Below are 18,944 nucleotides of genomic sequence, written 5' to 3'. Positions count from 1 at the left end.
GGTCGGAAAACGACCGCCGGGTGTGGCGGGCATCTCTGCGAGAGTATGCACCGTCGCACCCGGCGCCGGACGACCGGTCTCTACTACCGCACGGGCGGCAGCGTACGTTCGTTCGGATCCACCCCCGGCGGGAGTGACGCGCCGTTGTCCGGGATATTCGGCCGCGGCGCGTTGACCGAACCGCGGATCTGCTGCCCGGGGGGCGGGTTATCGCAGTAGTTCCACATCGGCAGGGTGCCGTCCTGGACGACCTGGGTTTTCACCGGCGTCGACTGGTACTGGCAGAAGGGCCGGAACCAGATATCCAGAATGGTGTGGAACTCGTTGTCGTGGGCCGGCACCCCGAGCGCCGCGCCGCCCTGTTCGAGCGCGGGGAACAGTGCGGCCAGCGCGGGTGTGCGCAACTGGGCCGCCCGGGTGACCGCGACGAAATTGTTGGTGAGCGCGGTGACCGGATCGCTGATGGTGTCCAGGGTCGCGGTCACGCTGGCGAACTGACCCGGCGCCTGATCCAGGACATTGATCAGTTCGGCATTCGCCTTGTTGAACTGGTCGAACAGTACCTGCGAATTCGCGGTGAGCGTACCCAGGTCCGGTTGGGCCTGGGAGGTGGTGGCCGCGATGGTGCGCAGGTTGGCGATCAGATTGGTGGTCTGCGGCAGCAGCGACTCCAGCCCGGCGGATACCAGGCTGACGCCTTCGATCAGCGAACGCAGCTGGTCGGGACCGCCGCTCAGCGCGGTATCGAGCTCGTTCAGGATCACCGCGAAATGTTCCGGGTTCACCTGGGCGATGAGATCACTGGAGTTCTCCAGCACCGAGGAGATCGGCACCGGGGTGCTCACCCGCTCCGGGTCGAAGGTGATCTCCGAACCGTCGGTGAGGAACGGGCCCTGATCACCGGCGGGCCGGAAATCGACATACTGCTCACCCGCGCCGGACAGCGCCTGCACGGCGACCTTGGTGTCCACCGGAATGTCGTAGCGCGAATCGATCTCGGCCTCGGCCTGGATCCCGGCCCCGTCACCGACCAGTTCGAGCGAACTCACCTCGCCCACCCGGTATCCGCGCAGCGTCACATCGTTACCGGGCTGCAGACCGCCGGAACGGTCCAGGTTCACCACGACGGTGTAGGTACTGCGCAGCGGATTCACCCGCATGACATTGACCAGCAGATAGGTTCCGCCGATCAACAGTGCCAGGACCAGGCCGACATTCGACAGCAGGATCTTGTGTTTGAACATCACTGGCCTCCCACCCGGTGCTGCACGACCTGGAGGATCTGGATGAGGCTGCCCGCGAAGTCCTGGAGATCACGCACATCGTAGAAATGGCTGGTCCCGGGCGCGGTGAGCATGGCTATATCGAGGTTGGTGACATTGACCTGCGCGGCGAGGCTGCTGCCGCGGAAGGTGGCGTCCACCGGATCACGCAGTTCGTGCAGGACGTCCATCAGCGCGCCGAAGTTGTCGCCGGTAGCCGCCAGAGCCGCCATCAGGTTGTTCAGGTTGTCGAGGGTCCCGGCCAGGTCACCGCCGGTCGTCTTGGCGTAATCGCCGAGCGCGTTGCTGGTGGTGGCGATCTTGCCCAGCAGATCGCCCAGCGCCCGGTTGTTCTCGGCAACGGCGCCGATCATATCCGGGAGCGTATCGGCGACCTGGCCGAGTTCGGCGCGGCGGCTGTCGAGCGTGCCGGCGAGGGTGCTGAACTCGCCCAGCACACTGTCGATCCGGGCCGAATTGGCATTGATACTGGACACCACGCCGGTGATCTCGTTGACCAGATGCACCACCTGATCGCTGCGTCCGCCGACGATCGAATCCAGTTCCGTGCCCAGCCGGGTCAGATGGGCGATACCGCCGCCGTTGAACATCAGCGATACCGACAGCAGCAGTTCCTCCACCGTGGCGCCGGCGGAGGTCTGCTCGATGGGTAGCGTATCGCCGCTTTCCAGGAGTTCGGTGCCCTGTTCGACCTGCGGTTTGGACACCGCGATGAAGACATCGCCGAGCGGGGTCGCCTGCCGCAGTTCCGCGGTGGTGCCGACCGGGAGATCGATATCCTTGCGGATCTCCATATCGACGATGGCCTGGAAGTTCTTGGTCTCGATATTGGTGACCACACCGACATCGGACCCGCCGACCTTCACCTTGGCCTGATCGGGCAGGTTCAGCGCGTTCTCGAACACCGCCTGCAGCGTGAAGGTCTCACCGCCGGTACCGGGTTTCGGCAGCGGGATGTCCTCGACGGTCAGCCCGCAACCGGATGCCAGCAGCACGGTTCCGGCCGCCGCCAGCGCGGCGACGGTGCGACGGGCCCGTCGGATCGTTCGCATCATTTCGTCAGTCCCAGCAGTGCGGCGGTGAGTCCGAAGTCGGGTCCGAAATCCTCGGGCCGGCCGGTACGGCAGCCGTCGGACTTCATCTGGATCCGTTCGCAGAACAGGCTGACGATTTCGCCGCCCGCGAGGTTGGTACCGATCAGCGCGTGCAGCCGGACGTAGCCCTGCTCGTAGTTCATCGACCGGTGGATGTTCTGCAGCAGCATGGGCGCCACGTCGACGACCTCGGTGACGCCGCGCGAGTTCTGGCGCAGTTGGTCGATCACCGTGTTCATACGGGTCAGGGTGTCCACCAGCTGATCCTGATGCTGCGCGAAGACCGAACTGGTGTTGTTCAGGAAGTCGTACAGCTGCTGCAGGGTGCCCTGCAGACCGGGCGCCTGCTCGGCCAGCATGGTGGTCATCTGGGTGGCGTAGTTACTGAAGTCGCGCACCGACTGGTCGTTCTCCGCCAGCATCGTGGTGAGCTCGTTGAGCTTGATGATGATGTTGGAGATGGCGTCCTTGTTGTCCACGCCGACCTTCAGCGCGCTGGAGAGCGCGTTGAGGGTATCCCGCATCTTCTCGCCCTGGCCGTTGAGCATCGGGTAGAGCACCCGGCCCGACAGCGGGCCGATACCCTCCTGACCCTCCTGCGGTTTGAGCGCGTCCGCGAATTTGTCGATGGTCTTGAGCATCGTATCGAGCTCGACCGGGACGTCGGTGCGCTCCAGCGGCAGGTGATCGCCGCTTTCGAGTTTGTCGCCCTCGACGTAGCGCGGGGTGAACTCGATATGGCGGTTGGTGACGATGGACGGTGAAACCACCACGGCCATCGCACTCTTCGGGATCTCCACATCGCCGTCGATGGTCATATGGACCTCGACCAGATCGCCGTGCGGCACGATCTTGTCGACCTTGCCGACCTCGAGTCCGAGGACGGTGATCGGGTTGCCCTCGTACATGCCGGCGATGTTCTCGAAATCGGCGGTGATCTTCATATCGCCGCTGATCACATTGCTCACCGTCGAGCAACTGCCGATCGCCACCGCCGAGGCGCCGATCACCAGCGCCTTCGCCGCTTTCTTCACGAGACCGATCTTGTTCGGATTCATCCCTGGCACCCCTCGGCGACTTGGGCGAAGCACAACCAGTTGTCGGGGAACAGCCACGGGATACCGACCTCGGCGTAGTTGCCGTTACCCCAGGCGTTGGCCAGGTAACGCACCGACGGCGGCATGATCGACAGCAGCCGGTCCAGGTTGTCCTTGTTCTTCTGCAGACCCGCGGCCATGGTGTTGAGCTGGTCGAGGGTGCCGCTGAACTGGTTGTTGTTCTGCGCGCCGATCGCCTGCAGCTGGGCGGTCAGCGTGGCGGTGTTGTCGAGCAGCGTGCGCAGCAGCTGCTGGCGCTCGACCACCCGCGAGGCGATGGCCTCACCCTGGGTGATGATCAGCAGCGCGCTGTTGCGGTTGTCGGCCAGGATGGTGGTCACCCGGTCGAGGTCCTTGAGCAGCTGCTCCACATCGCCCTTGCGGCTGTCGATCACCTTGGCCAGCGCGCCGATGCTGTCCAGCGACTGGACCACCAGTTCCGGAGAACCCTGCAGCTGCTCGTTGAACAGGTTCAGCGATTCCGCGAGCTTGCCGGGATCCAGGTCCTGGAACTCCGGGGTGCCCTTGTCGACCACATCGGCGAGGTCGTAGGGGACCGCGGTGTTGATCTTCGGAATCCGGTCGTCGGGCAGCCCGGAACCGTCACCCGGATCCAGATCGACGTAGCGGGCACCGAGCAGGGTGGCCATCTTGATGGCCGCCCGGGCATCCGGGCCCAGCTTCACATCATTGCTGACCTGCAAGGTCACCAGGACGTGGTCGCCCTCGAGCTCGGCAGCGGCGACTCGGCCGACCGGCACGCCGGCCACGTCGACCTTATCGCCGATCGAGATACCCGCGGACTGGACGAACTCGGCCTTGATCGACTGTTCGCCGACCCCGAGAGTGCGGAATCCGCTGGAGGCCAGCACCAGGATGGCCACCACGATGACCCCGATGATGCCGAGGCCGAAGTAGCGATTGTTGTTGAACCAGGTTTTGAATTTCGTCATCATGGCCGGCACACCGCCGATTGGGAATTGCCGCCGATCTGCGAGAACAGTCCGCGGGGGAACAGGACACCGTAGAGCGAGACATCCAGCCGGCAGATATACGCGTTCGCGTACGCGCCTTCGGAGGTGAATCGTCCCGCGTCGGCGAGGATTGCGGGCAGGTCGATCGCGGCCTGATCCAGTTTGGCGCCGTTCGCCAGGAACAGGGTCAAAGCGTCACGTGTCGAATTCTGGACGGCCTCCAGCTTCGGCTGGATATTGCCGACCATGCCGACGAGCGCGGTGGTGGCGTCGGCGATCTGCTCGGTCGAGCCGAGCAATTGCTGGCCCTGCTCGTACAGGCCGCCGATCAGCGCCCTGGTCTGGGTAATCAGGGTCTCCAATTCGTCCCCTCGTTTGGCCAGGCCGGCCATCACACCGCTGAGGTTGGTGATCACGTCGCTGAGGATGGCGTCGCGCCGCTGGAAATCGGTGGCCATGGTCGCCGCCTGGGTGATGAACGAGCTCAGCGACACCCGGTCACCCTGCAGCGCGAGGATGAAGGTCTCCGAGAGCCGGTTCACCTGTTCCGGTTCGAGCACCTCGAACAGCGGCTGGAACCCGTTGAGCAGCGCCGAGATATCGAAGGACGGCTCGGTGCGGTCGACGGGAATGGTCGCGTCCTCCGGCAGCTGCGAGGCATCCCCACCGGACCCCGGCGCGAGCGCCACATAGCGCTGACCGATCAGGTTCTGGTACCGGACCAGCGCTTTGGTGTTGCCGAACAGGGTCTGATCGTCCTGGACGATGAAACTGACCATGGCGTTGTGGTCGTCGGTGATCTCGATCTTCTCGACCTTGCCGACGCGCACACCCGCCATCCGGACGTCGTCGCCTTCGCGCAGGCCCAGCACATCGGTGAAGACCGCCGAGTAGGTCTTGGTACCGCCGTCGACCGTGCGGGCCAGCGTATTCCACACCAGCACGGTGACCAGCACCGAGACTATTGCGAACAGGCCGAACCCGATCAGCGGTTTGCGTACCCCTTTCACGCGGTGGCCTCCTCGGTCACTCGCAGGGTTCCGCCTTCCATGATCGAACTCAACATCAGGTACTCCACTGAGGACGGCTTGCGGCCGAGCAGTGTCTCCACCGCGGCGTCGCCCTCGTAGGTGATCGGCCGGGCCGCCGGGGCGGCACCGTTTCCACTGTCCGCCGCCGGCGCCGGAGCACCGGGTTCGGCGGGCGGGTTCTGCGGCTGTTGTCCGGGCTGGGCGGCCGGCGCGGGAGCCGGGGCCCCGGGCAGGCCGGGCAGCTGCGGAAGACCCTGCGGGAACAGACCTTCCAGCGGCGTTCCGGAGAACGGGTTGTTACCGGCCGGCGGCTGGGCCGGCGCGGGGGCGCCGGTTTCCGTGGTAATACCCGGGATCTGCGGCAGACCCGGGATCGGCACCACCGGCGGCAGACCGTCGGCGCCCGACAGCCGGCCCGGCTTCATCTGCTCGGGCAGGTAACCGGGGTCGGCGACGGCGGGAGCGGTGAAGCAGCTCGGGCCGGCCAGATCGCCGTAGCGCGGGCAGTCCGCCACGGTGTTGGGATTGAACGGGGTGAACGTGACACCCGCGTTCCAGACCATCTGACGCTGCGGTCCCCAGGTGAACACCGTGCTCAGCTTGCGCGCCGAGGTGTTCAGGTTGCTGATCGCGTTGGTGATCGAGGCCGGGTTGGAGGCCAGTGCGCCGAAGGTCTGGTTCATCCCCACCGTCAGCTCTTTACCGAGGTTCGGGTTACGGGCGAACAGATCGTTGACCTGATCCACGGTGCCGCTGGCGCCGCTGATCAGATCGACCAGCTGCTGGCGGCGGTCGGCGATCGTGCTCGCCGTCTGAACCGAGCTGGCCAGGACGTCCATCAGTTCCGGCGCCGACTCGTTGAGTGCGTGCACCGAACCCGACATATCGTCGAGGAAGACGCCCAGATCGGGAATCGACTGATCCACCGAGGTGAGCCAGTTGTCGAGGCGCTCGATGGTCGACCCCGGCACCCGGCCGCTGCCGTCCAGCGCGTAGGACAGCGTGCCCAGCACCCGGCCGAACTGGATCGGGTCGATGGCGTCGAGGATGTTCTGCACCGTGGTCAGCGTGTCCTGCAGCGCGATGGTGCCCTGGCTGCGGTCCTCCTGGATCTCCGAACCCTCGTCGAGGTGATCCTGGCTGGGGCCGTTGTACACCAGCTCCACCGAGGTCACGGCGAACAGGTTGCTGGGTACCACCCGGGCGGTGACCGAGGCCGGGATGCCGTCGGCGAACTCGGGCTTCAGCTCGATGTTCACCTCCTGCAGTTCACCCTGTGCGGCCACGGATACATCCTTCACCGCACCCACGAGAACACCGCGGAATTTCACATCGGCCTGTTCGGGCAGACCGTCACCGGTGGTGGTGAGATTCGCGGTGACCCGCACCTTCTCGACGAAGAAACCCTGATACCGGGCCATCAGGAAGCCGAGTACCACCGCGAAGACGACCAGTCCGCAGACGCCCGCGATGAGCAACTGCTTCATCGTGGGCCCGCGCCCACTCGGATCGATGATCATTGCCTACCCCGAGATCCGGATGCCGGGGTTGACACCCCAGATGGCCAAGGTCATGAAGAGGTCCGCGAAGACGACCACGATGATGCACATCTTGATCGCGCGGCCGGCCGCCACACCCACACCCTCGGGGCCACCGGAGGCGAAGAAGCCGTAGTAGCACTGGATGAACGTGGTGATGGCGACGAAGACAATCGCTTTGAGCAGCGAATACAGCACATCCGTCGGGATCAGGAACTGATAGAAGTAGTGCTGGTAGGTACCGCTGGCGGTACCGCCGATCAACTGCACGGTCAGCGCGCAGGAGATGTAGGCCATCGCCAGGCCGAGGCAGTACAGCGGCAGGATGGTGATCATCGCGGCGATCATCCGGGTGCTCACCAGATAGGGCAGCGGGCGGATCGCCACCGACTCCAGCGCGTCGATCTCCTCGGAGATCCGCATCGCGCCGAGCTGGGCGGTGAACCGGCAGCCCGCCTGGGCCGCGAACGCCAACGCGGCGAGCAGCGGCCCGAGTTCGCGCGTGGTGGCGAAGGCCGAGATGGCGCCGGTGATCGGGCTCAGTCCCAGCAGGTCGAGCGAGGTGTGGCCCTGGATGCCGACGGTCATACCGCCGAAGGCGCTCAGGATGAGGACGACGCCGATGGTCCCGCCGCCGACGATGAGATTCCCGTTGCCCCACGTGACATCGGAGAGCAGCCGCCAGACCTCTTTGGGGTACTGCTTGAACGCCAGCGGCATCGAGCCGATCGAGCGCAGAAAGAAGAACACCTGGTGCCCGAGCCGCGCCAGCAGATCGACCGGTGCGCCGGCCGCTTTACGCAGTTGCTGAAGGGGTTTGAGCAGCGGGGGCACATACGTTGCGGACACCGGCTCACACCACCTGCGGGGGGAACAAAGTGTTGTACACCTGGGTGAAGATCACATTCACTCCGAACAACATCACCGCGGACATGACAACGGCGGTATTCACCGAGTTGGCGACGCCACCCGGACCACCGCGCGTGTTCAATCCGGTATCACAGGCGATGATTGCTGCGAGCAGACCGAACAACAGCGATTTCACCAGCGCGACAAGCAGATCGAGCGTTATCGCAAACGAGGCGAAGGTCGATATATAAGAGCCGGGAGTACCGCCCTGCGCGAAAATATTGAAAATGTATCCGGTCAGAAATCCGACGAAGACAACAAATCCACAGAGCAGCACGCTGACCAGCATTGCGGCACCGAGCCGGGGAGCGACCAACCGGCGCAGCGGATCGACGCCCATGACTTTCATGGCGTCGATTTCTTCGCGAATGGTCCGCGAGCCGAGATCGGCGCAGATAGCCGATCCGACGGCGCCCGCGATCATCAGCACGGTAACCAGTGGGGCGCCCTGCTGAATGATGCCGAGACCGTTCGCGGCGCCGATGAACGAAGTCGCGCCGACCTGCTGAGCGACCGCTCCGACCTGGATCGATACGATGACGCCGATCGGGATGGCCACCAGCAGCGTCGGCGCCGCGGCCACGTTGGCCATGAACGCGCACTGCCTGATGAACTCGTGGAGCGGAAAGCGGCCGCGGAAAATACTGACCACGAGCTCGGTAATCGCCTCGACACCCATGGTCATCTGGCGGCCGAGCGTCTCCACCGAACGTCTGGGGTGGTCGCGCCAGTAGTCCCGCGTCCACTCGACCGCTCCGCTCAACCGAGAACCTGTTGGTGGACTCTTGGTCGACTGCACTGACTAACCCCTCTCGACGTCGGTTACCTACCCCGACGGCTGGTTTGCTTGAGGCACCTTACTACGTAGTAGTGCGGAACACACCATAGACGCGTGAGTGCGGTCATAGACGTTCATCACCGCGCGCCGTGACCATCGAGTTATCCGAGACGCCTTGGTGTGTATCCCAACATGTCTCCGGCGATTTTGGAAGAACATACAGCTGAGCGGGGGATAAGCCGGTCGGCGCACAGAGTTGCGACAAGAATCACGGTTCACTTAAATAACGGAGAGTATTCCTGGAAAATACCCATTCGACGCGGCACGGAGATTCGACTGTTACTCGACCCGCGACCCGAAATCCGGGATGATTAATAGCGGCAAGCTATTCTTCCGAAGGTATCTCGGCCGGACTTCGCGCGGAATCCACCGCGTCCGAGAAGCGTCCGGCCGAAGGCACGACCGATGAGCCGAACCGCCAGTGACACAAGCGAACTCGTGGGTAATCGGTGACTCGGGGCGCGCGTCGCGGCCGTTGCTGCCACGATGAGGTGCCACACGTTGATATCGTGCGGGCTTCGAGGTCTGGAGGGATATGTTCAGGAAACTCGCCCAGGCGGCCGGTGCCGTCTTCGCCGTCGCGCTGAGTTCGGCGTTGCTCGGAACCGGGGCGGTGGCTGCCGATCCGGGCCGGCCCGTACTCGGTGGAGGTTCGGGGCTCATCATCTCCTCCGAACCGGGCCATATGTCCGATATGGCGATCCAGTGCACGCTGACCACGATCGGCCACGACGGCGCGGGCAGACTGGTCGGGCTCACGGCGGGTCACTGCGGAACCCCTGGACACGAGGTCTATTCCGAACAGGACCCGGGGGCCGGCCCGCTCGGCCGGTTCGTGCATTCCAACCAGGAACTCGACTACGCGATCCTGGAATTCGATCCGGGCCGGGTCACCCCGGTGAACCGGGTCGGCAACCTCAGCATCACCGGCGTCGGCGGTCCGGCGCAGTTCCCGATGATCGTGTGCAAGGAAGGCCGCACCACCGGCAACACCTGTGGTATCGCCTACGGCGACGTTTTCGCCAGCAGCATGGAGACCTGGTCGCAGATGTGCGTGATGGAGGGTGACTCCGGCGCCCCCGTCGTCGTCGGCTCCACCCTGGTCGGCATGGTGAACGCCTACCTCGCGATCGCCTGCTTCGGCCCGGAGGTGGGCACGAATATGTCGACCATCATGGGCGATATCAACAACCGCAACAGCGTCGGATCGGGCTTCCGGCCCATCTGACAGCGGTAGTCATGACGAAAAAAGAGCGGGCCACGTGCCCGCTCTTTTTCGTGTCGCCCCCTTGACGGGCGCTTCGCGACCGGTGCGTCAGAGTTCGTCCACGCACACCACGAAGCGCCGCTCGGTATAGACATAGCCGCTGCTACCGGCGCCGCAGGCGCTCACATCGTCGGCGTTCTCCTCGATGGCGACCACCTTGACCCCGTCCACCGCCGAGGTCGCCGAGCAGTCGATCCGCTCCGGTCCCGTGGTTCCGGTGCCCACATCCATACAGCCGCCGATCACCCAGTCGATATCGAGACACAGGGCGCCCATCTCGAGCCCGTTGCGGCTTTCGGCGTAGTAGTTGTCGGCATCGCCGACGCACTGCGAACTCTGCTCGGCCTTGCCGATCACCTTGTAGTTCGACTCGTTGCTCCCGCAGGAGGCCGCTTCGATCTCGGCGTCGGTGGTGGTCCCGCCCAGCGTGACGCAGTCACCCACCTCGGCGTCGAAGCTGACCGAGCCGCCCTCCTCGGTGGGGGTGGTGGTCGGCGCGGTCGTTCTCGGCGTCGAGGTGGCCGTACCCGGACCGGGTCCGGTCACATCCACCGCGTCCACGGTTCCGGTCTCGCTCGCCGGTTGCGCACGACCCTCGATCGTGGAACTACAACCCGCGACCGTCAGCGCGGCCGCGGCCGCCAACCCGGCGATCGCCACCGTCACTCGAGACGAAGTCCATCCAGACACGCACAGTCCTCCCGCTGCGTCGCCGAACCCTGCCCCCGCATCGAATCCGGACCGCACCACAGCCTTGCTCGGCACAACACGCCATGAATACACCATGGCGGCCCCACCGTCGACTCGGTGAGTCCGCGCACGTGTGGCGGTACGCGAGGCGGTTCCACGCCGCCCCGGACGAGGCGAGAGTTCGGTGAGATATGTCATCAAGAGGTTTGACCGTGACCGTTCCGTTTTCCTGTCCGGCGGCGGTCGGCGGCGCGAAAACGCCCGGGTGGGGGCACATTCCCCGGCATGGCCGGTAGCTCCGGCCGCAAAGGGTGACCACGACCACCGGTCATGCATAACAGCTATGTAACGAAATCGGGCATTGGTCACGAAGACGTCAAGGCAGTAGGAAGGAAACCGGAGCGGAGGCGCACCAGTGTTTCGGGCACGATCAGCGCGACGCACCATCGCCCGTCGGGACCGCTCCACAACTCCACTACCGGCGGTGCTCGCACGACCTTTTCGACAAGTTCTGGGAGTCCACGGCGCGTGGAGGTGCTCCACCGAGCTCCGCGAACACTCGCCGGGGTGCTCCGAAGGACGTACGGCGGCCCACCGGCCCCGGACGCTCCAGAGTCGAAATGGACGGACGAACACTCTTATGCATGTCACCGAGAACACCGGGTCGCTGTCGACCAGAAGCCGGGCTGCGCGCCGGCTCCGGCAGGGTGTCCTGTTGACGGCCGCAGTCGCCACTGCCACGGCGGTGGCCACCGCGCCCACCTACGCGCTGCCGAACCTGCCTTCGGGCTCGGCGGCCGGCGTCACCGAGCCCGGTCCGCCGGCGGCGAATTTCGCGCCTCCGGCGATCAACCCCTCCGAAGGGGAAGAGGTCGGCATCGCTCAGCCGATCATCATCAACTTCAAGGAACCGGTGCAGGACCGGGCCGCCGCCGAGCGGGCCATCAAGATCACCCCGTCGACCGAGGTCCCCGGGCACTTCTACTGGCGCAGCGACCAGCAGGTGCGCTGGCGGCCGAACGAGTTCTGGCCGGGTCAGACCGACGTCGTGGTGGAGGCCGGCGGCAGCCGCAGCGCCTTCCACGTGGGCGACGCGGTGATCGCCACCGCCGACGACAACACCAAGACCATCACCGTCACCCGCAACGGCGAGGTGATCCGCACCATGCCCACCTCGATGGGCAAAACCGACCACGAGACTCCCAACGGCACCTATATCGTCGGCGAGCAGCGCCGCGAGATGGTGATGGACTCCTCCACCTACGGCGTCCCGATCGACGATCCCGAGGGCTACAAGCTCGACGTCGAATACGCCACCCGCATCTCCAACAGCGGTATCTTCGTCCACGCCGCCCCGTGGTCGGTGGCCTCGCAGGGTGTGGAGAACACCAGCCACGGCTGCCTGAACGTGAGCACCGACGACGGCAAATGGTTCTACGAGAACGTCAAGAAGGGTGACGCGGTGGTCGTGCAGAACACCACCGGCGGCACCATGAGCAGCAGCGACGGTCTAGGCGACTGGAATGCCTGAATGTAATTCTTGAACAGCCTTCGGCCCCGCGCCGACAAGAAGTGGCCCGCCCGGATTCCCGGACGGGCCACTTCCTGTTCACATGTCATCCAACTGGTCGCCCCCTTGGGTGGGGCCCGCCCGGTTCTGGAGCGACCAGAGGGAGGGAGCGCAGCGACCGACCGCCGGGAGTGAAGAACCGGGATGTCAGGGCCCCGCCCTCGAGCGGCGGAGCCGCTCCGAAATTACAGCTCACCAGATTCGGACTCGCTCCTCGGGGGCCAGGTAGAGGGCGTCGGCGGGGGTGAGTTCGAAGGCCTCGTGGAAGGCGTCGATATTGCGGACCACCGCGTTGCAGCGGAACTCCGGGGGTGAATGCGGGTCCACGGCCAGGCGGCGGACGGCCTCCTCGGGACGCACTTTGCTGCGCCAGACCTGTGCCCATCCGAAGAACACCCGCTGCAGGCCGCTGAGCTCGTCGAGGACCGGGGGCTGCTGCCCGTCCAGCGAGATCTTGTAGGCCTGGACCGCGATCGACAGGCCGCCGAGATCGCCGATGTTCTCGCCGATGGTGAACTCACCGTTCACGGTGTGCTCGTCGGGGAGGTCGGCGGGGGAGAGGCGGTCGTACTGGTCGATCAGCGCGCGGGTGCGTTTACCGAACTCGGTGCGGTCGGCGTCGCTCCACCAATCGACCATATTGCCGTCACCGTCGTATTTGGCGCCCTGGTCGTCGAAGCCGTGGCCGATCTCGTGGCCGATCACCGCGCCGATCCCGCCGTAGTTGGCGGCGTCGTCGGCATTCATATCGAAGAACGGCGGCTGCAGGATCGCGGCCGGGAACACGATCTCGTTCATGCCCGGGTTGTAGTAGGCGTTCACCGTCTGGGGGGTCATGAACCACTCGTCGCGGTCCACCGGGCCACCCAGTTTGTTCAGATCGCGGTCGTGTTCGGCGGCGTAGCCGCGGCGGTAGTTGCCGACCGGGTCGGCCGGATCCACCGAGACCGCGGAGTAATCGCGCCAGCTGTCCGGATAGCCGATCTTGGGGCTGAACTTCTCGAGTTTCGCCAGCGCGGCCCGGCGGGTCTCCGGGCTCATCCACTCCAGTTCGGCGATATTGCGGCGGTAGGCCTCGCGCAGGTTCTCCACCAGCCGCACCATCGCCGCCTTGGCCTCGGGCGGGAAGTGCTCGGCGACATACAGTTTGCCGACCGCCTCGCCCAGCAGGTCCTGGACCAGCGAAACCCCGCGCTTCCAGCGTTCCCGGTTCTCCTCGGCGCCGGTCAGGGTGCGTCCGTAGAAATCGAAGCTCTCCTCGACCAGGGCCTCGGTGAGGTAGGCGGCCCGCGCCCGCAGCACCCGCCACCGCGCCCACAGCAGCCATTCCTCCAGCGGTTCGGACTCCCACACCTGCGCGAAGGTGCGCAGGTAATCGGGCTGCCGGACAACCAGTTCCGCGAGCAGCTCCGTTCCGGACGCCGACACACCTCCGGCCAGATTTCCGGCCCACGCCGCCCAGTCGAATTCCGGATGGCGCTCGGTGAGTTCGGCGAAAGTGGTGAGGTTGTAGCTCAGTTCCGCGTCGCGGCGGCGCACCACATCCCAGTGCCCGGCGGCGAGTTTGCGTTCGAGTTCGAACACCCGGGATCCCACGGAAGCCCCGGATCCGTCCGAATCCGCGCCGAGCAGGCCGGCGACCCGCGAATCGGCCGCGGCCAGCGCGAACATCCGGTCGATATGGGCGATATAGCTCTCGCGGACCTGCGCGTACTCCTCGGAGCGGTAATAGGATTCGTCGGGTAGCCCGATACCGGACTGGGTCGCGTAGACCAGGTACCGCTGGGAGTTCTTGTCGTCGGTATCGACATAGACCGCGACCGCGCCGGAGACCCCGGTGCGCTGCAGCCGGCCCAGCAGGGCGGCGAACTCACCGCGGTCGGTGATCCGGGCCAGAGCGGCCAGTTCCTCGGCGACGGGGGACAGGCCCGCGCGCTCGATCGCCTCGGTGTCCATGAACGAGGCGTAGAGGTCGGCGATCTTGCGGGCATCGCTGCCGGGCTCGCCGGTGGCGGTGCGGATGATCTCCTGCACGTCCAGTTCGGCCCGGTCGTAGAGCGTGCGGAAGGCGCCGTCCACCGCCCGGTCGGCGGGGATCTCGTACCCGGCCAGCCACGCGCCGTTGACATGCGTGAACAGGTCGTCCTGCACTCGGACGGCCGGGTCGAGGTGGGTCAGATCGATACCGGAGGGGCTGGTCACGTCGGAAGTCACACAACCCAGTATGCCGGTGCCGCGAACGGAGGGCCGGGACTCCGGCCCGGCCGGTCCGCTCAGTTCGTCGGCTCCGGCGGCGCGATGGTGACCCCGTACTGGTCCTCGAGCCGCTGGTTGAACTCGTCTTCACACTGCGAGATCGCGGACTGGTCGCCGCCGGCCTTGCTCACACAGTCGACGAAGTCCTGGCCGCCGGAATCCTGCCAGATTCCCCAGCCGACCACGGCGACCACGATCACGCCGATGATGCCCAGGATTCCGAGGATCAGCCCGATCACCGCCATGATCCCGCCGCCGCCGGTGCCCCGGCTCGACTTCACCATCGCGATCACGCCGAGAATCACGGCGATCAGCCCGAACAGGATGCCGCCGACGATGGTCCAGAAGGTCAGGACGGCGAGGATGCCGAGGACCAGGGCGGCGATCGCCATACCCTTGCGCTTCGGCGACTCCTGCCAGTAAGGCTGCCCGCCGGGGCCCGGGCCCTGTCCCGGATAGGGTTCCGGCGGTGGCGGATAACCACCGGGCGGTTGGTACGACATACGTTCCTCCTCAGCGCGTCCACACATCACAGAGTCCGCACACCATTGTCGAGGTTCGACGCCACCCGGGTCGACCTATCCGGACTATTCGGACGACTATTCCACGCCGAGCCGCGCGTGCATCTCCCAGATCAGTACTTCGGCCGGTTCCCGCGCGGTGAGGCGCTGCCCGCCGGAAAAGGTCAGGCGCACCGCGTCGCCCGTATCCAGCAGGCCCACACCCTCCATCTCGACGGCACCGCGCGCCACGAAGACGTGCAGGTACGGCGCCTCCGGCAACTGTGTCGAGGGTTCGCCGTCCGGTGCCAGCTTCGCCACGTGCAGCGCCGAATGACTGCTGTTGATGGCGATCGCGGCGCGGTCACGGTACCGGGGCAGCCCCGAGGCCACCGTCACCGTTCCGCCGGCCGCCAGCTGATCGTCGATCTCGAGCTGCTGATAACCGGGGTCGATCCCGGGCTCGTCGGGAACCACCCACATCTGCACGAAATGCACGGGTTCCTCGTGCTCGGCCCGGCCGGGATCGACCCGCCACGAATCGTTCTTCTCGGAATGGCGGATACCGGTACCGGCGCTCATCCGCTGCGCGAGACCCGGATAGATCACTCCGCTGTGGCCCAGGGAATCCTGATGTACCAGTGATCCCTCGAGGACCCAGGTCACGATCTCCATATCGCGATGCGGATGGGTTTCGAAGCCCTGACCGGGCAGCACGATATCGTCGTTGTTCACCAGCAGCAGCCCGTGATGGGTGTTCTCGGGGTCGTAGTGCGAACCGAAGGAGAACGAATGCTTGGAATCGAGCCAGGATATCCGCGTTTTCAGACGATCACCCGCGCGATGGACTTCGATATGCGGCGTCGGCTGCGAGGGCATCGCACGCCTCCCTTCCGGCTCGGGCACAATTACCTTTCTCGCGCGAAGTACCGCGGCGATACCCCGACCTCGTCGATTGTCCGCCCCCGGCATTTTACGCGAGCGACCTCGAAGTGAACGGACGGTGAGCACCCGCGGCCGAAACGGCGGCACGGCAGAAGTTCGCGGAAAATGGAGAGACGAACCGGGGAGGTGAACGATGCGGCCCGAGGCACTCGCGCGAATCGAACAGCGGCTGCGCGCCGGCGCCGGGCGTGACGGCATCACCGACCTGGTGGTGGGCGTCGCGGTCTTCCGGAACGGAAAACTCCTGGTGGTGCGCCGGGTACCCGGCGACTATCTGGGTGGAATGTATGAACTCCCGGGCGGCGGGGTGGAACCGGGGGAATCCCTGCTCGAGGGCGCGGTCCGCGAACTCTTCGAGGAGACGGGGCTGGTGGCCAGGCGGATCACCGATTTCCTGGGCTGGTTCGACTACGCGACCCGCACCAAGGCCCGGGTGCGGAAATTCAGTTTCCTGGCCGAGGCCGAGCCCGGCGAGATAACCCTCGACCCGGAAGAGCACGACGATTACACCTGGATAGACGCCGATTCGCTGGGCGCGCTGCCGATGGCCCCGGATATGCGCGAGGCGGTCGATCTGCTCATCGCCGAAGGGGAGCCCGGTACGGCCGGAATACCTCCCGGGCCCCGGGGCCGGTAGCGTCGCGGCGGTGTCCAGCTCCGCGCCCGAACCCTCCGCCACGGAGCCGCACCGGGTGCGATGGGGGGCGCTGCGTGCCGGAGGGTGGACAGCACTGCGGGCCGCGGTCCGGGAGAGCCCCGGCGCCGTTCGCCTGACGCTGCTGCGATTCACCGGGCAATTCGGCGACGGGATGTTCCAGGCGGCGCTGTCCGGGGCCATCCTGTTCAACCCCGAACGCGAGACCGATCCGCTGGCCGTCGCCGCCGGGTTCGCGGTGCTGCTGCTGCCGTATTCGGTGATCGGACCCTACGCCGGGGCCCTGCTGGACCGGTGGGACCGGCGGCTGGTGCTGCTGATCGCCAATATCGTGCGGATGCTGCTGATCGGCGCGGTCGCCCTGGGACTGCTGGCAGGCCTTCGGGCAGGTCCGCTGCTGCTGCTGGCGCTGGCGGTCGTGGGGATCAGCAGGTTCACCGCGGCGGGCGTCTCGGCCGCCCTGCCCCGGGTTCTCGTGCAGCGGCGCCTGGTTCCCGCGAACTCGCTACTGGCGACCGTCGGTTCGGCCTGCGCGGCCGGCGGCGCCGCGGCGGGTGTCGCGGTGATCGGCGTGATCGGCGCCGGGGACACCGGATCCGCGGCGGCGGTGGCGGTGAGCGCGCTGGGTTCGGTGGCCGGAGTGTGGCTGGCGGCCGGATTCCGGTCCCGCGCGCTCGGCCCCGAAGCCGACACCGGCGCCGCGGTGGGCGCGGTGCGCGCGGTGCTCACCGGTTTGATCGTGGGGGCGCGGGCGGTCCGGCATTCCGCGGACGTATCCGCCGCGATGATCGGTATCGGCGCCCACCGGGTGGTCTTCGGCGCCGACACCCTGATCATGGTGCTGGTACTGCGCGAATCACCGTCCGGCGGCACCGCCGTCGACAGCGGTCTGATCGGTTTCGGGGTCGCGATCACCGCGACCGCCGCCGGTATGCTGCTGGCCGCCCTGCTCGCGCCGGTGCTCATTCCCCGGCTCGGCCGGCCCCGCACCATCCTGCTCGGCCTGAGCTGCGCGATCGTCGTACAACTCACGCTGGTGCTGCCGACCGCCCTCGCCGATGCCACCGGACCGCAGCGCGCCCACCAACTGCTGCTGGCGGGAGCCTTCCTGCTCGGGCTGGCCGGGCAGACGATCAAACTCACCGGTGACGCCGCCATGCAGATCGATATCGCCGACGACCGCCGCGGCCAGGTGTTCGCCCTGCAGGACACGGTGTTCAATATCGCCTTCGTCCTCGCGATCGCGGCCACGGCGCTGATCGTCCCGGCCGACGGGCGTTCGGTGACGGTGGTGCTGGCCGGGGCGGGCTGTTACGGGCTGGGGATCGTGGCCCTGCTGCTCAACAATCGCCGGATGCGCGACCGCCGGGCCGTATGACCGGCATATCGGGTCCGGGCGCGGAGCGTCGGAATCCGGTTCCGGCCCGAACCCCGCGGCCCCCTGTCGCGAACCCCTCACCGCAATCCCGGATCAGGGCAGGTGTGCCCGCGGTGTGACCGGATCGGGGAACAATGAGGGCAGGCGCGAAGGAGGAGTGGCAATGGGGCTCGACCTCAACAGTGACCTCGGTGAAGGGTTCGGGGCGTGGACGATGGGGGAGGACGCGGCCATGCTGGATATCGTCACCAGCGCGAACATCGCCTGCGGATTCCACGCCGGCGATCCCACCATCATGCGGCGGACCTGCGGCCTCGCGGTGCAGAAGGGAGTGCGGATCGGAGCGCATATCGGATACCGGGACCTCGCCGGATTCGGGCGCCGGGCGCTGGCCGTCGCGCCCGCTGAACTCCGCGACGAAACCCTGTATCAGCTGGGCGCTCTGGACGGTTTCGCCCGCGCCGCCGGCGACCGGGTGCGCTATGTGAAACCGCACGGGGCGCTGTATCACGCGGCCGCCGCCGACGCCGAACTCGCCGACGCCGTGGTCGCCGCGATACGCGAATACGATTCCTCGCTCGCGCTGCTCGGGCCGGCCGGTACCCAGCTGGAGGATTCGGCGACTCTGGCCGGTATCAGGTTCGTCGGCGAGGGCTTCGCCGACCGGGCCTACACCGCCGCGGGCGGCTTGGCGCCGCGCGGCACGCCGGGCGCGGTCCTCGACGCCGATCACGCCGTCGCCCAGGCGATAACGCTGGCGGAGACCGGATCCGCCCGGATCGCGGGCGCCGATTCCACGGTGACGGTATCGCCGGACAGTATCTGCGTGCACGGCGATTCACCGGCCGCCGTCGAGATGGCCCGGCGTATCCGGGTCGCACTCGACGACGCGGGAATCGCGGTAGCCTCCTTCACCTGA

17 protein-coding genes are annotated in these 18,944 nt (G+C 66.4%); 5 read left to right on the top strand and 12 right to left on the bottom strand.

The window, feature by feature from the left end:
• Nucleotides 1–83 precede the first annotated feature (83 nt).
• The 8 genes from ACZ6SF_RS09405 to ACZ6SF_RS09370 are packed head-to-tail and all read right to left on the bottom strand — an operon-like array spanning nt 84 to nt 8,689.
• On the bottom strand, nt 84–1,244 hold the full coding sequence (locus tag ACZ6SF_RS09405) for an MlaD family protein (protein ID WP_466061576.1): 1,161 nt from the start codon (nt 1,242–1,244) through the stop codon (nt 84–86).
• On the bottom strand, nt 1,244–2,338 hold the full coding sequence (locus ACZ6SF_RS09400; protein WP_466061575.1) for an MCE family protein: 1,095 nt from the start codon (nt 2,336–2,338) through the stop codon (nt 1,244–1,246). The genes ACZ6SF_RS09405 and ACZ6SF_RS09400 overlap by 1 nt, the downstream gene beginning before the upstream one ends.
• Complete coding sequence (locus ACZ6SF_RS09395; RefSeq protein WP_466061574.1) at nt 2,335–3,435, bottom strand: MCE family protein; 1,101 nt, start codon at nt 3,433–3,435, stop codon at nt 2,335–2,337. Before ACZ6SF_RS09395 ends, ACZ6SF_RS09400 begins: the two co-directional genes overlap by 4 nt.
• Complete coding sequence (locus ACZ6SF_RS09390; protein WP_466061573.1) at nt 3,432–4,430, bottom strand: MCE family protein; 999 nt, start codon at nt 4,428–4,430, stop codon at nt 3,432–3,434. Before ACZ6SF_RS09390 ends, ACZ6SF_RS09395 begins: the two co-directional genes overlap by 4 nt.
• Entirely contained in the window at nt 4,427–5,458 is a 1,032-nt protein-coding gene (locus tag ACZ6SF_RS09385) for an MCE family protein (RefSeq protein ID WP_466061572.1), read from the bottom strand. The genes ACZ6SF_RS09390 and ACZ6SF_RS09385 overlap by 4 nt, the downstream gene beginning before the upstream one ends.
• Complete coding sequence (locus ACZ6SF_RS09380; RefSeq protein WP_466061571.1) at nt 5,455–6,999, bottom strand: MlaD family protein; 1,545 nt, start codon at nt 6,997–6,999, stop codon at nt 5,455–5,457. The genes ACZ6SF_RS09385 and ACZ6SF_RS09380 overlap by 4 nt, the downstream gene beginning before the upstream one ends.
• Before the next feature lie 3 nt (nt 7,000–7,002).
• Nucleotides 7,003–7,866, bottom strand: coding sequence for an MlaE family ABC transporter permease (locus ACZ6SF_RS09375; RefSeq protein WP_466061570.1), 864 nt, complete (start codon nt 7,864–7,866; stop codon nt 7,003–7,005).
• Between the two features lie 4 nt (nt 7,867–7,870).
• Nucleotides 7,871–8,689: an MlaE family ABC transporter permease gene (locus ACZ6SF_RS09370; RefSeq protein WP_466061569.1), complete on the bottom strand. Its 819-nt coding sequence runs from the start codon at nt 8,687–8,689 to the stop codon at nt 7,871–7,873.
• Nucleotides 8,690–9,299: 610 nt separating this feature from the next.
• Between ACZ6SF_RS09370 and ACZ6SF_RS09365 the strand changes: the two genes are divergently transcribed.
• Complete coding sequence (locus ACZ6SF_RS09365) at nt 9,300–9,992, top strand: chymotrypsin family serine protease (RefSeq protein WP_466061568.1); 693 nt, start codon at nt 9,300–9,302, stop codon at nt 9,990–9,992.
• A gap of 87 nt (nt 9,993–10,079) precedes the next feature.
• Here the strand turns inward: ACZ6SF_RS09365 and lppU are convergent, their stop codons facing one another.
• Nucleotides 10,080–10,697, bottom strand: a complete 618-nt coding sequence (gene lppU / locus ACZ6SF_RS09360) for an LppU family putative lipoprotein (RefSeq protein ID WP_466061567.1) — start codon at nt 10,695–10,697, stop codon at nt 10,080–10,082.
• Between the two features lie 664 nt (nt 10,698–11,361).
• Here lppU and ACZ6SF_RS09355 point away from each other — a divergent pair.
• Entirely contained in the window at nt 11,362–12,252 is an 891-nt protein-coding gene (locus ACZ6SF_RS09355) for a L,D-transpeptidase (protein ID WP_466061566.1), read from the top strand.
• A gap of 231 nt (nt 12,253–12,483) precedes the next feature.
• Here ACZ6SF_RS09355 and ACZ6SF_RS09350 read toward each other — a convergent pair whose 3' ends face one another.
• The 3 genes from ACZ6SF_RS09350 to ACZ6SF_RS09340 all read right to left on the bottom strand — a co-directional run bounded on the left by ACZ6SF_RS09350 (nt 12,484) and on the right by ACZ6SF_RS09340 (nt 15,926).
• Entirely contained in the window at nt 12,484–14,505 is a 2,022-nt protein-coding gene (locus ACZ6SF_RS09350) for a M13 family metallopeptidase (RefSeq protein ID WP_466061565.1), read from the bottom strand.
• Nucleotides 14,506–14,564: 59 nt separating this feature from the next.
• Entirely contained in the window at nt 14,565–15,050 is a 486-nt protein-coding gene (locus ACZ6SF_RS09345; protein WP_466061564.1) for a DUF4190 domain-containing protein, read from the bottom strand.
• Nucleotides 15,051–15,146: 96 nt separating this feature from the next.
• Complete coding sequence (locus ACZ6SF_RS09340; RefSeq protein WP_466061563.1) at nt 15,147–15,926, bottom strand: pirin family protein; 780 nt, start codon at nt 15,924–15,926, stop codon at nt 15,147–15,149.
• Nucleotides 15,927–16,125: 199 nt separating this feature from the next.
• On the opposite strand from ACZ6SF_RS09340, the gene ACZ6SF_RS09335 reads away from it, so the two are divergent.
• The 3 genes from ACZ6SF_RS09335 to ACZ6SF_RS09325 all read left to right on the top strand — a co-directional run bounded on the left by ACZ6SF_RS09335 (nt 16,126) and on the right by ACZ6SF_RS09325 (nt 18,944).
• A complete protein-coding gene (locus ACZ6SF_RS09335; RefSeq protein ID WP_466061562.1) occupies nt 16,126–16,629 on the top strand; it encodes an NUDIX hydrolase in 504 nt (167 codons plus the stop codon).
• 55 nt (nt 16,630–16,684) lie between these two features.
• Nucleotides 16,685–18,025 carry an MFS transporter gene (locus tag ACZ6SF_RS09330; protein ID WP_466062234.1) on the top strand — a complete coding sequence of 447 codons (1,341 nt, stop codon included), beginning with the start codon at nt 16,685–16,687 and terminating at the stop codon, nt 18,023–18,025.
• A 163-nt stretch (nt 18,026–18,188) separates the two neighbouring features.
• Nucleotides 18,189–18,944: a LamB/YcsF family protein gene (locus ACZ6SF_RS09325; RefSeq protein ID WP_466061561.1), complete on the top strand. Its 756-nt coding sequence runs from the start codon at nt 18,189–18,191 to the stop codon at nt 18,942–18,944.

Source organism: Nocardia sp. NPDC049935, assembly GCF_055586645.1.
The sequence above is the reverse complement of the archived record's forward strand: the minus strand, read 5'-3'. Positions and strand labels throughout refer to the sequence as shown.